Annotated in this window: 16 protein-coding genes and 1 tRNA gene; all 17 read left to right on the top strand. The window is 43.0% G+C overall.

Translation table 11 applies throughout. The annotated features are described in order from the left end of the window. Positions 1-140: 140 nt before the first annotated feature. The 17 genes from E7027_03950 to E7027_04030 all read left to right on the top strand — a co-directional run bounded on the left by E7027_03950 (position 141) and on the right by E7027_04030 (position 13,978). Positions 141-884: a hypothetical protein gene (locus E7027_03950; GenBank protein MBE6421267.1), complete on the top strand. Its 744-nt coding sequence runs from the start codon at positions 141-143 to the stop codon at positions 882-884. A 182-nt stretch (positions 885-1,066) separates the two neighbouring features. Further along, complete coding sequence (locus tag E7027_03955; GenBank protein MBE6421268.1) at positions 1,067-1,843, top strand: hypothetical protein; 777 nt, start codon at positions 1,067-1,069, stop codon at positions 1,841-1,843. Between the two features lie 72 nt (positions 1,844-1,915). Continuing rightward, a complete protein-coding gene (locus E7027_03960) occupies positions 1,916-3,292 on the top strand; it encodes a serine protease (GenBank protein ID MBE6421269.1) in 1,377 nt (458 codons plus the stop codon). An 80-nt stretch (positions 3,293-3,372) separates the two neighbouring features. Further along, the gene (locus tag E7027_03965; protein ID MBE6421270.1) at positions 3,373-3,888 is read left to right on the top strand and encodes an acetyl-CoA carboxylase, biotin carboxyl carrier protein; all 516 of its coding nucleotides are present in this window, start codon (positions 3,373-3,375) and stop codon (positions 3,886-3,888) included. A 2-nt stretch (positions 3,889-3,890) separates the two neighbouring features. Then, entirely contained in the window at positions 3,891-4,145 is a 255-nt protein-coding gene (locus E7027_03970) for a hypothetical protein (protein ID MBE6421271.1), read from the top strand. Between the two features lie 98 nt (positions 4,146-4,243). Next, complete coding sequence (locus E7027_03975; protein MBE6421272.1) at positions 4,244-6,580, top strand: DNA translocase FtsK; 2,337 nt, start codon at positions 4,244-4,246, stop codon at positions 6,578-6,580. Next, positions 6,534-7,349, top strand: a complete 816-nt coding sequence (locus tag E7027_03980) for a hypothetical protein (protein MBE6421273.1) — start codon at positions 6,534-6,536, stop codon at positions 7,347-7,349. Before E7027_03975 ends, E7027_03980 begins: the two co-directional genes overlap by 47 nt. Beyond that, positions 7,346-7,966, top strand: a complete 621-nt coding sequence (pgsA, locus tag E7027_03985; protein ID MBE6421274.1) for a CDP-diacylglycerol--glycerol-3-phosphate 3-phosphatidyltransferase — start codon at positions 7,346-7,348, stop codon at positions 7,964-7,966. The genes E7027_03980 and pgsA overlap by 4 nt, the downstream gene beginning before the upstream one ends. Further along, positions 7,957-8,439, top strand: coding sequence for a phosphatidylglycerophosphatase A (locus E7027_03990; GenBank protein MBE6421275.1), 483 nt, complete (start codon positions 7,957-7,959; stop codon positions 8,437-8,439). Before pgsA ends, E7027_03990 begins: the two co-directional genes overlap by 10 nt. Positions 8,440-8,460: 21 nt before the next feature. Beyond that, positions 8,461-9,111, top strand: coding sequence for a hypothetical protein (locus E7027_03995; GenBank protein ID MBE6421276.1), 651 nt, complete (start codon positions 8,461-8,463; stop codon positions 9,109-9,111). 3 nt (positions 9,112-9,114) lie between these two features. Then, positions 9,115-9,519 carry a biopolymer transporter ExbD gene (locus tag E7027_04000; GenBank protein ID MBE6421277.1) on the top strand — a complete coding sequence of 135 codons (405 nt, stop codon included), beginning with the start codon at positions 9,115-9,117 and terminating at the stop codon, positions 9,517-9,519. Further along, complete coding sequence (locus E7027_04005) at positions 9,519-10,241, top strand: TonB family protein (GenBank protein MBE6421278.1); 723 nt, start codon at positions 9,519-9,521, stop codon at positions 10,239-10,241. Before E7027_04000 ends, E7027_04005 begins: the two co-directional genes overlap by 1 nt. Before the next feature lie 2 nt (positions 10,242-10,243). After that, positions 10,244-10,732 carry a hypothetical protein gene (locus E7027_04010; protein MBE6421279.1) on the top strand — a complete coding sequence of 163 codons (489 nt, stop codon included), beginning with the start codon at positions 10,244-10,246 and terminating at the stop codon, positions 10,730-10,732. A gap of 2 nt (positions 10,733-10,734) precedes the next feature. After that, positions 10,735-11,691, top strand: a complete 957-nt coding sequence (locus E7027_04015) for an NAD(P)-dependent oxidoreductase (protein ID MBE6421280.1) — start codon at positions 10,735-10,737, stop codon at positions 11,689-11,691. Between the two features lie 44 nt (positions 11,692-11,735). Continuing rightward, positions 11,736-11,826 (top strand) — tRNA-Ser (locus tag E7027_04020). A gap of 58 nt (positions 11,827-11,884) precedes the next feature. Beyond that, positions 11,885-12,970 (top strand): glycosyltransferase family 4 protein, encoded by a 1,086-nt coding sequence (locus E7027_04025; protein ID MBE6421281.1) that lies wholly within the window; start codon positions 11,885-11,887, stop codon positions 12,968-12,970. A gap of 54 nt (positions 12,971-13,024) precedes the next feature. Further along, positions 13,025-13,978, top strand: coding sequence for a glycosyltransferase family 8 protein (locus E7027_04030; GenBank protein ID MBE6421282.1), 954 nt, complete (start codon positions 13,025-13,027; stop codon positions 13,976-13,978). Positions 13,979-14,007: the final 29 nt, after the last annotated feature.

Raw genomic sequence — 14,007 nt, forward strand, 5'->3', positions numbered from 1 at the left:
GAAATAAAAAATCCCTACCTCTTCGGAGTGTAGGGATTTTTTTTGAAAGACCTATTGTTTTTTTAGGTCTTTTGACTCTTGTGCAACGTAAGCATAATTACTATTCTGTAAAAAGCAGTTATTAAAAAATGGAGAAAAAAATGAAAAAACAAGTTTTGTTGTTCAGCCTGTTGTTGCCGTTTGCCTTTAGTCCGTCTTGGGCACGGGAAAGCTTAAAAACTGATTCCGCCCAAGCGGCTCGCCTAAAAGATACTATCACCCAAAAAGCCTATCAGGTGCTTCATGCCAATAAAAGTAAAGACTCTCTTTCCAAAACCCTTGAGCAAGATATCGTGGATACCTTAAAACAAGAATATCCCCAAGCAGAGGGTATTTTTAATGCGGGTCAAATCTACTATCAATATGTACAAAATGCCTCTTTGCCTAACGAAACTACTGCGGGTTACTTGTTTGCGGTAAAGGAAGAAAAACAAGTTACTTATTATATGGTATCCACTTATTTGCGCCAATCTTGGAGTAAACCGGTATTGAGTGATTTTAATTTGCTATCCCGGGTAGATGCTGCGCAGGCCCTTCCTTTGGATATATTAACCGCTAAAATCAAATTGCTTAAATATGAATTGGAAGAACTTTCCGCAGATTCCAACTTGTTAAAAGTTATGTTTTCGGCGGCAGATATTAACGAAATAAAATCCGTTTTGAAAGTGCATAAAGGGGAAACCTTTGTGGAAGAAGAACAAAACAGACCTGCCTATGAAGGACAAGTTGAAATTTTGTTAATGAACGGGGAGCACAGAACCCTGCATTTTACTTGTGTGCCCGCCGGAGCCACCGAAGATAAAGAACTTACCTTTGAAAAAGACGAGTTCCAATTAAAAGCCTAAACTCTTCCGGGAAAAATATATAAAAAGCACCTCAAAAAGGGTGCTTTTTTATTGCCTGATTTTTACAAGACCCAGAAACAGGGCCCTCAAAAAATAGGAAGTTAGGCCCACTAAAAAATGGGCCCTTTGACCCTTGTGAATTTTACCTTCAATTTATATCTTATATATAAGAGAGCAAAACTATGAAGAAACTTCTTTCCTTTATCTTAATGGCTTTATTCATGTGGACGGCCGCTTTCCCGGCTTATGCCAATATGAACTCCCTCTACGGAAAGAAATCTCGTCAATTTGCTAATGCCATTGAAAGAGCGGTCGCCTCAGTCCGTATGGAACTGGGGTCGATTCTTTCTTCTGCCAGTTTGGATATTCCCGAAGAAATATTCCCGCAACTTTTACTCTTTTTTTCCGAAGAACACCCGCAAGACAGTATCATCGATAATTTTGGGGAAATTTATAAACAAACCGTTGTTGAAGACCTAGTCGTTCAATCTAAAATTCACGGTTATTACTTCCGTGTGACGGAGGGAGATACCTATTATTATTACTATGTTCAAATTGTTATAGATCGGGAAGGAAAATTTACCCTTCTTCCTGTTGAGTTTTTGAACGAAGAAAAAATTGCAGACGGATTACCCAGCGATGAGTTATTCCAGCACATTATTCGCTTAAAATCTTCCTTGTCTTTAATTCTCTGTGCGGGAAGTGATGTTTCTTTGCCGAAAAATGCCCTGAAAGCCTTTGCCAAAAAGCTGCCTTTGGGAAGCCTTTTAGAGATATACAGTGCCACGGTTTTGAAGGAACGCAAAAGTTGGAATAAGTACAGAGAAAGAACTTTGGAAGTAAAAGTTAAATATCGTCTAAGAAACGGTCTTATTGAAGAAGAATTTTTTAACCTGATTAAGCCCCTCCAAAACAATTATACAAAAGACTATTATTACGAAACCGAATTTGTGTTATAACTGTTCATGCTATCGTAGAGCCCCGTGAAAAACGGGGTTTTTTTATGTTTTATGCGTTTGATATAATAAAGTATGCTTTCCTTTTCCGTTCTGCGCAAAGGGAGTTTGTTTCTCTTTTTGCTTGTGTTTTGCTTACTTGTGAGTGCTTGCAGTTATCATGGACGGTTACGGCGGGGTATTTATAAAACCCCTTCTTTTCCCGATAAAATAGAAGCAAGCGTGCTTGTCGTTTCGGATTATTTTATCCAACACTCTTTTTCTTTTAAGGACGATAACCTTTCTCCCGTTAACGAATACTCCTTCCGCACGGATGATGGCGCCGCCGTAGCCGCGGCCGATGCCTTGGGAACCCTTTTCTCCAGGGTGGACGCCGGAGAAAAACGGTTGTCTTCCCGGTACGATTTGCTTGCTGAATTGGATTACCAAATAGAGGAAGACAGAAGATTATATGTAAATAAAGTGGAAACGGAAGGCCGCTTCTTATGGGTAAGACGCCAATATCTCCCGGGCTTTACCACGCGGGTAACGCTTACCTTGCGCTATCCTCACAACAAAATGCCGCTTTTGTCTTTTTCCGCCCGTCGGCACAGCAATTTAGCTTATAACAATCTGGCCGTAGGGCTTTATTGGTTTAACGAACTGACTTTTTCGCTCTTTTTCCCGGTGGTGGCTCCGGCTTATGTGCAAGCCTCGGGGATAAGTGCCCGCTCCATTTTAGAGCGTGATTTGCGTTCCGCGTTAAAGGAAATTATGAAAAAAGTGGAAGAAAACCGCTTGGTATTTTACCCGCTGGGGGATCCCTTCCTGCCGCGCCGGGACGACCCCTACAAAGAATATTTGCGCAAAACCGTATATTTGGAACTTCCGGACGGACACGGAACCGGTTTTTTTATCAGTGCGGACGGATATTTGCTTACCAACGCTCATGTGTTGGGCAATTCCCGCGATGCACGCTTCTACCTGTATGAAGATTTGCCCTTCTTGCCGAACCGTGCCGATCCCCCGTTTCGGTATGCACGCGTGATAAAGGTAAACAAGTCGCGCGATTTAGCCCTCTTAAAAGCAGAGGGGGAATATCCTTACTTTGAACTGGACGATGACCGTTCCCACTATCAAACAGGCAAAACGGTGCTTGCGTTGGGCAACCCGCAGGATAAAATGTGGACGATGACCCAAGGCATCATCAGTGCGGTTCATAATTATAACGGAACGGACGAAATCCAAATTGATGCCGCCATAAACCCAGGCAACAGCGGCGGGCCTTTGGTTTTGAAAGATTCGGGGAAAGTGATAGGGGTAACCAGCCGCTCGATAAACCCCGTTCAGGGAAGCGGCCTTGGGTATGCGATATCTGCGTTTGAGGTGCTGCGTACTTTGGGTATAGACCCCGCAAACCATCTGTTCCCGTCGGTGGAAGAAGGGGAAAAAGAGCCCCAACCCAAGAACTAAAAAGCCAATCGTCTTAAAATTATGTAAAATAAATAAAAGTAGTTTTTTGTTATTATCAAGGAACAGAGGTACCTTTTGTTATGAAAAAAACAACTGTAAAAAAAGCGGCTACCGCCAAGAAAGCCAAAGTAACCGCCAAAACTGCCGTAAAAGAATCGCCGATTTTGAAAGAAGTAAAACAACTTTACGGCTTCATGCAGGACAATAACATTGACACCATTGAATACGATCAAAAGGGTTTGTATTTGCGCTTGGTAAAAGCGAAACCGGCCGTTGTACCCGTGCCCGTAAATATGGGGGGCATGGTGTCCGCCTCCGCCGGTAACGGGGCCGTTGCTCCGGAGCAGGAACAATACAAAGAAGTTATTAAATCTTCTCTTATGGGTATTTTCTTCCGCGGCTCCACTCCGTCCGCTCCGCCTTTTGTAAAAGAAGGTGCCCGTGTGAATAAAGGCGATGTTATCTGCTTGGTGGAAGCCATGAAGGTTTTCAACGAAATGCGTGCCGAATTCCCTTGTATTATTAAAAAAGTATTGGTGGAAAACGGCAAGCCGGTTAAACAAGGCGATGCTCTTTTTGCCATTGAACGGGTATAAGTATGAGTCCTTTACAAGAAAATATCCAAATTGCCGTCAGTCGTATTTCGGAATATTTAACCCAACATAAAACGGCCACCTCCTGGCAGTTGAAAGTGGTATGCCGTTTGTCGTCTTCCGTTCTTTATTTAGCCTTGGGAGCGCTTTACGAACAAGGCAAAATTGTGCTGGAAGCCGACGGAATTAACTACAACATCACTTGGGGAACCGTGCCGGCTCCCCAGCCGCCTGCCGCACCCATTGCGCAGGATATGTAGTATAATTTTTACCTGAAAAAAAGAGCGGAAAAATACTCCGCTCTTTTTTTATCTTTTTTATATCCCATTTACTCCCAAAAAAAGGTAAAATAAGATATATGCCAAAGTATTATTACACCGCTAAAAAATCTAAAAGAAAAACCAAAAAAACTTCCTCCCGTGCGTGGATTCGTACCGCTCTCTATATTTTCGGTTGGGCGTTGTGCGTATGGCTATTTTGTATTTTATGGTTCAATGTATCCATGGGTACCGTCGGGGAAGAAGTTTCTAAAGGACTTTTTGGCCTTTTGGGCCAAGCCAAAGGACTGCTCCCTTTGTTTTTAGCGTATTGGCTTATTCAAACCGTGCGTAAAAAAAGTGCCTCTTTTCTGTTTTTCCTTATCGGTACTACCATCACTTTGTTGGGGGCGTCCAGTTTACTTGCTTTTCTAAAACTTATCTTTACCGATTCTTTAATCTCCGGCGGTGCCGTAGGGCAGAAAGTTTTTTATGCGCTCAAAGGCATCAGCGGAACGGTGGGTGCCACCTTGTTCTCTTTAGCGATAGTTCTGGTGGGGTTGCACCTTTTGTTTGCTATTCCGTGGTCAGTTGTTTTGCAGAAGACGGTGGAATTTGTCCGTAACGATTTTAACGGTTGGATGGACGCACGTGCCGAATTGAAGGAGCGCGTAAAAGAAGGCCGCGAGGCTATAAAAGAAAAGGCCGAAAAGGAACCGAGTGTTTCCCGCCCGGTAGCGGAAGAAATTCACGAAACTCCCGAAATCCGCCGCACGAAGCCCGTGATTCGCCGCCCGGTAGCCGAACCGATTACCTTGCCCAGCCGCGAAGAATTATCCTCCACCAAAGCACCCTCGGCCCAAGCGGAAAAACCCGCTGCGCAAGAGAACTCGCAAGAAAACGGTGAAGTGAAAAAATTTGATCCTAAAACTTTCCAACTTCCGTCTTTGGATTTATTGAATAATCCCACCGGGGACGGCCTTGTCGGCCCGACGGACGACGAAATTGCCCAAGCCACCAAGCGGTTGGAAGATACTTTGAAAAGTTTTAAATTGGGCGCTCATGTTATGGGGGTTTCTCCGGGCCCGGTAGTTACTCGATATGAAGTGCAACCTGATGACGGGGTTAATATATCATCGATTGCCTCTTTGGCGCAAGATATTCAAGCCCGTATGGAGGCTCGTTCCATTAATATTCAAGCCCCCATTCCCGGTAAAAATGCTGCCGGCATTGATATTCCCAATGATAAATCTGTTACGGTAACCATGCGGGAAATTTTGGAATCTCCCGTCTATGCATCTTCCAATGCGGTATTGCCGATTGCACTTGGTCGCCATGCTAATGGAGACCCGGCGGGAACGGTGGCTGAAAAGTGGCCTCATATTTTAATTGCCGGTGCTACTAACAGCGGTAAATCTATCTGCGTACATACGATTATTATGTCTATTTTATTTAAGCATAAACCTGATGAGGTCAAGTTTTTACTTGTCGATCCTAAACGCGTGGAACTGACTCTTTACGAAGGGATCCCTTATTTGTACGATCCTAAAACTTCCTGTGATGATGCTGACATTGTAACGGATGCCAATGGGGCCGTTAAATCCCTACAGATGCTTGTTAAAGTGATGGAAAAACGCCTGAACATTATGCAATTGGCAAAAGTAAAAAACATTGAAGGCTATAACGCTTGGGCCAAAGAACACAACGAAGAAAAAATGTTTTATATTTTTGTAATTATTGATGAAATGGCCGATTTAATGTTACAGACAAAAGCCGCTATCGTTGATTCCGTCCAACGCCTGGCCCAAATGGGGCGCGCTTTTGGGATTCACTTAATTTTGTGTACACAACGCCCTTCTGTGCAAGTGATTCCGGGTATTATTAAATCCAATTTTCCTTCGCGCATTGCGTTAAAAGTATCTTCAGGAACTGACTCCAGAGTTATTTTAGATGGTGTAGGGGCTGAAAATTTGCTCGGCCGAGGAGATATGTTGTTGATAGATTCTTCTACGGATCTTCCTATGCGCATTCAAGGGGCTTATGTTTCCGAGAAAGAAATTAAAGCCGTGGCGGACTTTCTCCGCGCACAAGGCGGGCCGGATTATCCTGTCCAAATCGTAGCGGAAGCGGCCCCCGGTGCCCAACAACGCCCGCAGGACGGCTTGGGAACAAAGCCCGAAGAACAACTGCAAGCCCTGCGCCTGATTAAAGAGCGCCGCCGCGTATCGCAAGATTTATTAAAAGCCCACTTCGGTTCCAGTGCCCGTGCAACCAATATGCTTAGTGTGCTGGAAATGAAAGGCTATATTTCCAAGCCGGAAGGTTCCAACCGTTGGGAAATTCACTATGAACTGATTGACCAAGGCATTGAGGAACTTTCCAGCCTTCCGTATGAAAAAAATTACGAGGAACCCTCTTATGAAACTGTCTATAAATAAAGGTTTATGGGCCCTTGTTTTGGCCTGCGGGGTGAGTGCCTGTTCCAATTCGGCCGAACCGACTTTGGTGCCCGAAACCTCGGCCCAGCCCCAACAAACGATAGCGGAAACCGCACCCGTCAAACAGGAAAAGCCCGTTGCCCCTGCGCCGGAAACAACCCCTGCTCCCGCACCGAAACCGACTGCCGAAAAAACCAAAGCGGTAAAAACTTTTTCGGCGGAAGAGTTGGCGGAAGAATTGAAAGCCTGGGATAAAAAATTGACTTTCTTGTCCACCTCTTTTGAACAATCTACTTCGTATGACGGGGTTCTCGTCAGCCAATCTCAAGGAACTTTATCCTACGATAAAGCAAAAAATTTCTTGCGTTTGGATACATTGGACAAACAAGGAGAGGCGGAACAATCGGCCATTACCGATAAAAAAGAAATTATCATTTTAGATAATGCCGGCAACCAAGTAACCACCCTTTCTTGGACGGATTGGCAAGAAGGCCAACCCAACCAGGCCTTGTACGATTTCGGCAATTATACGGCTTTAGTAAACCGTCATCAGGCTTCCTTAAAAAGCCAAACGGAAGACGAAGCCGTTTTGCTCTTAACCCCCAAAGCTGGGGAAGAATACAAACTCTATTTAACGCTTGATAAAGCGGACTTTTTTCCGAAAACGATTGCCATTGAGGCCGACTTGATGCTCACTCGGGCGGAGTTAAAAAATACCCGTAAAAACCAATCGCTTCCGGCGGATACTTTTGGAGGATTCTTTCAATGATGACACTTCCCAATAAAATCACACTCACGCGTGCCGCGCTGTCTATTGTTATGTTTATCTTTATTTTGATTCCGTGCGGTTGGACGCGCCTTATTGCCACGCTTATTTTTATCGTGGCGGCCAGTACGGACTGGGTGGACGGCAAAATCGCTCGCGAAACCAACACCATTACTCCCTTCGGCGCGATTGTGGATCCGTTTGTGGATAAAATTTTAGTTTCTGCGGCACTTTTTGCGTTTGTGGGTATTCGTGAATTAGATGTACCCATTTGGGCTGTATTCTTTATTATCTTGCGTGAACTCATGATTTCCACTTTGCGCGTAATTGCCGCGTTGGAAGGCAAAGTGATGGCGGCCGAACGCTGGGGAAAATTCAAAACCGTTATTCAAATGGTGGCAGTCGGCACTATTTTCTTTGTAGTAGATGTGTACCATTTATCCCACATTTTAACGGGTTGTGCCCAACAAGTGTGCGTAATTCTTTTCCTTACGCTTAAAAAGGTTCCGTATGCCATTACCGCTATTGCGGCTGTAATTACCTGGATCAGTGCCGTTTCCTATTTGAAAAACAACTGGGAACTGCTTAAAAAATCGTGGAGTTTGCCTCAATGCAAATAGTCATCAAAGCCTTGGCTACCGGACTTTTTATCAGTTATCTGCCGCCGTTGGTATTTTCCTTCAAAAAAAATACGGGAGCCGGATTTTTGGGCACTTTAATGGGGATTCCTTTGGTGCTTTGTTTTCCCAAAGACCCCATGCTCTACGGCATATTGATGCTGGCTTTTTGGGTATTTGCGGTGGTAATATGTAAAAAAGTAAAATTTAAGGGATATACCGGGCACGATAACCCCAAGGTAGTTATTGACGAAGTGGCCGGGTATGTAACGGCTATGGCTTTTTTACCCAGAGAGTGGCCTTATTTGTTAGCGGCCTTTGTGTTATTCCGCACCTTTGATACGCTAAAGCCGTGGCTTGTAAAAACTTTTGACAAAATGGAAAACCCCGTCGGGGTTGTGTTTGATGATGTGGCCGCCGGGTTAATGGCTAACATTTTAATTCAACTTTTTATTATATTTGTTGTTCGGGCATAGACCCAAGGAGAAAGAAAGAGTATGGAATTTTCCAACATGACAAACTTGCGCGAATTGTTCGCCGCCGGTGGGCCGGTATTGATTATTTTGTTACTGCTGTCCGTCTATTCTATTTCGGTAATTTTGGAACGCTTTTTTAAGTTGCGCTCCGCCATTTCCTTATCCCGCAAACTTATTACATATTGCCGCCATCCGCTCCGCTCGGAAAACTACACCAAGGCCGAAGAAGCCTGCCGCAAAGAAGTAGTCAAAAACACCCCCGGTGCCGCGTTAATCGGCCGTTTGTTGCAAGAACGCAACCGTCCGCAAGCCGAGCAGGAAAAAGTAGCTGCCAATGTGATTGATTGGGAAATTTCCAAGTTGCAACGCCGCTTGTCCGTGTTGGGTACCTTGGGCAGTATTACTCCTTTTATCGGTCTTTTCGGTACGGTTATCGGGGTTATGCATGCTTTCAAAGATTTGGCTTCCAACACTGCCGCCAACGCCGGTGCTTCCGTAGTGGCTGCCGGTATTGCCGAAGCGTTAATTAACACGGCCGCAGGGCTTTTTGTGGCTATTCCGGCCGTTATCGCGTACAACTACTTTCTCTCTAAAACCGATTATTTTGCTAAAGAGTTGGAAAACGCCGCCAACGAATTTATTTACCGCAAAAATGAAACGGGTGAATTTTAGTTTATGAGCACACATAAAAAAAGAACCGTCATGGCAGAAATCAACATGGTGCCGTTTATCGACATCACGCTGATTTTGTTGATTATTTTTATGGTTATGAGTCCGCTTCTTGTCCAAATGCAACTGACGGTGGATCTTCCCAAATCTACCGCTATTAACACCCAGGCGGAAGATGATGTAATAAGGGTAGAAGTGCAAAAAAACGGTACCATTACCGTAATGAATAAAAAATTGACTCTTAAAAATTTAGAGCGCGAACTTATTTTGCGCATGGGAAAAGCAAACAAAAAAACCATTTTGGTTCAGGCCGATAAAGATGTGCCTGTGCAACAAGTGGTGGATGTGTTTGATGTAGCCAAAAAACTTGGCGCGGCCAAGTTAGGAATCGGGGTTTTATCTAAAAACTAATGAACAAGTATTTGGCATATTCCGGCGGACTTCATGTGTTAGCGGCACTGTTTTTACTGTTGCTGCTGGCTCCGTCTGCCAAAAAACCGCAAGCCACCTATACCATTGATTTCATCGGTTCCGGCAAAGTGGTAGCCACCACCGGGCAAGAAGCGGCCGCTTCTGTGCCCAAGGCTCCCAAAGCCGCCGTACAAGCCCCCGAACCCGTAAAAGAAACCCCTAAAGCGACTCCCAAAAAAACGGCTAAAAAGGCTTATAGTTCCAAATCGGAAATTACTACTAAAAAACAGCCTGCCAAAAAAGAACAACCCAAGGCCCCGTCTTTAGCCGCTCCCAGCGTGTTGGACGAGGACGGGAAAGATTCAACAGATGCCAAGAGTAGTCTTTCTTCTTCCAAAGAAGGGGAATTTGCGGGGGGAAATATCCAAACCGATTTTGCCAATTTCCCTTATCCTTGGTATATCACGCAGGTGCGTAACTCCCTGTGGATTGAGTGGGAAAAACGCCGTCCGGCGGGCAATACCCTTTCCGCTTTGGTTTCTTTTGCGATTGCGCGCGACGGTAAAATTAAAGATTTACAGTTAGATAGAAAATCCGGCGATGACACTTTTGACTTCGCCGCCACTTCGGCTGTCATCAATGCGGGGCCCTTTGCGCCGCTTCCTATGTATTACGAAAAAGATGAACTGACCGTAAGTGTAGAATTCAAACAGGAGATATAATTATGAACGGTTGGCAGCGTTTTGGTATGTTGATTGTATGTTGTTTTTTGGTAATGGTTTTGTATCCCAATTTTGAGTCCAATGCCTGGACTTTTATGGCCATTGTGGCCGGGTTGTGGACAGGCGTGATTATGGTGTGGTCCATTATTTCCAACATTTTCGGGCTTTACCGCTTTGAAGGACTTAACAAAATTATCACCATTATTCTTTTGGGCGGAATTATCTATTCCCTGTTGTGGTACTTCCCGCAAACGGATAAGGTGTCTCCTATCAATAAATTAAAACACGGCGAGTTCCCTACCAAAGAAGATTTGGATAAAGGCTTAAAACGCTTTACCTTCAATTTCGATTTTGTCCGTCGTAATGTAAACAGGGACGAAAACTTTATCAACCAAGATATGAATAAAGAAAAAGTGAAGAAAGAAATTAAAAAGAAAGTTACCAAAAAAACCGATGAAATGATTGACGAATTGGATATTCACGTAGAATAAGTATGAAGAAAACCATTTTAATTACCGGCGGAAACGGATTTATCGGGCGGGCCCTGACGGATAAACTCCTCCAGGAAGGGTTTAATGTGCGCGTGGTTACGCGCCGTGCCCCCAAGCATCAACCCGCTAACCCGGCCGTTACGCTCGTGCAAGCCGATTACAACGATGTCGTTTCTTTAGAAAAAGCCTTGGACGGATGTTGCGGTGTTTTCCATTTAGCGGCGGCTATCTTTGGCTTTAACCGCCAAGATTTCGAGAAAGCGAATATCACCGCTACTAAAAATGTGGTTGCGGCGGTAAATAACACTCCTTCGGTGGAAACTTTTGTTCATGTATCCAGTTTGGCCGCCAGTGGGTTTGCAACGGAAAAAACTGCGCCCCGTACCGAAGAGATGACCCCTGCCCCCGTGTCCGATTACGGCATTACCAAGTTGGGGGGAGAACAAGAGGTTAAAAAACTTCGCCCGGGTGTGAAATGGACGATTATTCGTCCTCCCATTGTGTACGGAAAAAATGATTCCGGCGTATCCAAAATTGCCTTGTGGGTAAAACGAGGGATTATGGTTAACACCTCCGGAAACGGTTTTTTCAGTTTTGTCCATGTAGCCGATTTGGTCTCTGCCCTGTGGCAAGCATTTAGCCGCACGGATACGGATAAAGAAACTTATTTCGTCTGCGAAGAAGAAATTTATTCTTGGGATTATTTTATCACCGAAATGGCGGCGGCTATGGGGTGCTCTAAACCTTTTATGCCCAATGCTCCGGTGTGGGCCATGCGTTTAGCGGCTTGGGTGTATGAAGTAGCCGCCCGTGTGACAGGAGCCCAACCGGCGCTTAATTACGATAAAGTAACCGAAGCTGTTATCCCGGGGCATTGGATATGTTCCGGCAAGAAGTGGGCTTCTCTTACCGGGCAAAAATTTACCCCGTTAAAAGAAGGACTTAAGAAAAGTTTCTAAAATTTTGTTATAATATATCTGTTGGTTATAAATAACAAGATTTTGGAGAGGTGGCCGAGAGGCTGAAGGCAGCGGTTTGCTAAACCGCCATACAGGTTAATTCCTGTATCGAGGGTTCAAATCCCTCCCTCTCCGTATGGATTACAAAACCCTGCGAAAGCGGGGTTTTTTTAAATAACATAATATATTTATTATGAATTTGTTACATATCGTCTATGCAAAAGTTTGGGGTGGTGGCGAGCAGTATGTATATATGCTGTGTAAAGAAGAAAATGCTCGCGGTCATCGCAGTGTTGTTGTTTTAGATAAAAAACAAGATCACCTTGTTAAAAAATTTCAAGAGGTGGCAACAGTATGCCCTATTTCCTTATATGGAATTGGTAAATTTTTTGCCATATTTCGCCTTCTAAAAATACTAAAAAAATTTAAGATAGATATTTTGAACTGTCATAGCGGAACAATGGTGCCTGTATGTGCAGTTCTAAAAACATTAAAACCTAACATTAAATGGGTAATATATAGGCATAATGTAACACCTAATAAAAAAGATTTTTATCATAAGGCTATTCAAAGAAAAGCAGATGCTTTTGTTTGTGTTTCTCGGTTAGTATATGATTTACAAAAGCAAACGGCTACTACGGAACTTATTGATAAATTTCACTTAATATACAATGGAATTGACATTAAACGATTTATCAAAAGAATTCGTTCTCAAGTTCGGTTCCCTGTCAAGATAGGTTATGCCGGCCGTATGGAAGAAAATAAGGGAGTAGGGGTTTTATTACAGGCTCTTAAAATACTGAATTTACAGGAAAAAGTACCCTGCCATTTGTATATTGCTGCCAGTTCTCAAACAGCCTTCACAGAAAAATGTAACCAGTTTATAATAGAAAACGGATTGACGAGAAATTATCATTTAATGAACGATGTGAAGGATATGGGACAATTTTATAATGAGATAGATTTGTTTGTTCTTCCTTCCTTAGTTAAGGAATCTTTTGGTTTAGTTCTTTGTGAAGCTATGTATAGCGGTGTTCCAACAATTTCTACCAATAATGGAGCACAAGGGGAAATAATAGAAAATAATATCAGTGGACTTTTAGTAAATCCTAATGACCCCTGTGCTATTGCAGAAAGTATTAAAAGTTTAATCTCTTCTCCGGCGAAATACGAACAAATAAGTTTGGAAGGGAATAAACGAGTAGAAGACTCTTTTGCACTATCCATTATGGTAGATAAACTAAACGGATTGTTTAACCAACTTTTACAAATAAAATAACTTATAAAAATTCCGGTCTTGCTTTTGAAATACTGAAATTTATTTGAGGTTTGTATGAAAGAAAGAATTAATATTTGTTTTGCTTCTGACAACAACTATGCCCCATATATGGGCATGGCCCTTTTTTCTGTTTTGCGTAATGCCGGGGTCGAAGAAACTTTCCATTTTTATATTTTAGATATGGGAATTGCTGAAGAAAATAAACAAAAAATTGCTTCTTTGAATAATACTCATGAATTTGACATAACCTACATACCCATAGACCGTTCCCGTTTATCCGGGTGTGACCCCAAAAAATTATCTCTAGCTACCTTTGGGCGCTTTTTTATTCCCGAACTAATCCCGCAAGATAAAGTTCTTTACTTAGATTGCGATATAATGGTCTGCGCTTCATTGCTTCCCATGTGGAAAACGGATTTGGCAGGTTTTTATTTGGCTGGTATAGCGGACTGGGGGGAGATTTCCCGTGGGCGTTTACAAGAGCGTTTTGGGCAAGATTTTAACGCGCAAGAATATGTTAATGCCGGGGTGTTGTTAATTAACAACAAAAAATGGCGGGAAGACGGAATTTGTGAAAAACTTTTGCAGTATTCTATTGAGAATGCAAAAAACCTTCCATTGGCAGACCAAGATGCAATTAATTTTATTTGCCGTTCCCATAAAAAAATATTGATGGAAAGATGGAATATGTTTGGGCAGTTTTATAAAACAGATTTATTCTATCATTTGCCTGTTTTTTCCCGAATGGAGGAAGAACAACAGCATACAGTCATTCGTCACTTTCACCCGTGGAAGAAAAACTACTTTGCCCCTCATCGGGAAGAATATGTTTCTTTGATGAAAATAAGCCCATGGGCTGAATTTGCCCCTAAGGATGATTTGAAATGGATTGCTTGGAGTAAAATTGTTTTGCGTTATTTGTGGAAACATCCTTTCTGCTTTTTACTTCCTAAGTTTTACAAACGTTGGAAAATGCGCGGAAGTGCCTGTTTATTTATGGATCACTAATAATTAAATTTTATATTAAAATTTTTTAT

The sequence above is a fragment of the Elusimicrobium sp. genome (assembly GCA_015062115.1).
GTDB lineage: Bacteria > Elusimicrobiota > Elusimicrobia > Elusimicrobiales > Elusimicrobiaceae > Avelusimicrobium.

Excerpts from the sequence above, each read along its gene's own strand:
- E7027_03965 (MBE6421270.1), top strand. The coding sequence starts at position 3,373 with ATGAAAAAAACAACTGTAAAAAAAGCGGCTACCGCCAAGAAAGCCAAA.
- E7027_03975 (MBE6421272.1), top strand. The coding sequence starts at position 4,244 with ATGCCAAAGTATTATTACACCGCTAAAAAATCTAAAAGAAAAACCAAA.
- E7027_03955 (MBE6421268.1), top strand. The coding sequence starts at position 1,067 with ATGAAGAAACTTCTTTCCTTTATCTTAATGGCTTTATTCATGTGGACG.
- E7027_04010 (MBE6421279.1), top strand. The coding sequence starts at position 10,244 with ATGAACGGTTGGCAGCGTTTTGGTATGTTGATTGTATGTTGTTTTTTG.
- E7027_04005 (MBE6421278.1), top strand. The coding sequence starts at position 9,519 with ATGAACAAGTATTTGGCATATTCCGGCGGACTTCATGTGTTAGCGGCA.
- E7027_03950 (MBE6421267.1), top strand. The coding sequence starts at position 141 with ATGAAAAAACAAGTTTTGTTGTTCAGCCTGTTGTTGCCGTTTGCCTTT.
- E7027_04030 (MBE6421282.1), top strand. The coding sequence starts at position 13,025 with ATGAAAGAAAGAATTAATATTTGTTTTGCTTCTGACAACAACTATGCC.
- E7027_04025 (MBE6421281.1), top strand. The coding sequence starts at position 11,885 with ATGAATTTGTTACATATCGTCTATGCAAAAGTTTGGGGTGGTGGCGAG.
- E7027_03995 (MBE6421276.1), top strand. The coding sequence starts at position 8,461 with ATGGAATTTTCCAACATGACAAACTTGCGCGAATTGTTCGCCGCCGGT.
- E7027_03970 (MBE6421271.1), top strand. The coding sequence starts at position 3,891 with ATGAGTCCTTTACAAGAAAATATCCAAATTGCCGTCAGTCGTATTTCG.
- E7027_04000 (MBE6421277.1), top strand. The coding sequence starts at position 9,115 with ATGAGCACACATAAAAAAAGAACCGTCATGGCAGAAATCAACATGGTG.
- E7027_03960 (MBE6421269.1), top strand. The coding sequence starts at position 1,916 with ATGCTTTCCTTTTCCGTTCTGCGCAAAGGGAGTTTGTTTCTCTTTTTG.
- E7027_04015 (MBE6421280.1), top strand. The coding sequence starts at position 10,735 with ATGAAGAAAACCATTTTAATTACCGGCGGAAACGGATTTATCGGGCGG.
- E7027_03980 (MBE6421273.1), top strand. The coding sequence starts at position 6,534 with ATGAAAAAAATTACGAGGAACCCTCTTATGAAACTGTCTATAAATAAA.
- pgsA (MBE6421274.1), top strand. The coding sequence starts at position 7,346 with ATGATGACACTTCCCAATAAAATCACACTCACGCGTGCCGCGCTGTCT.
- E7027_03990 (MBE6421275.1), top strand. The coding sequence starts at position 7,957 with ATGCAAATAGTCATCAAAGCCTTGGCTACCGGACTTTTTATCAGTTAT.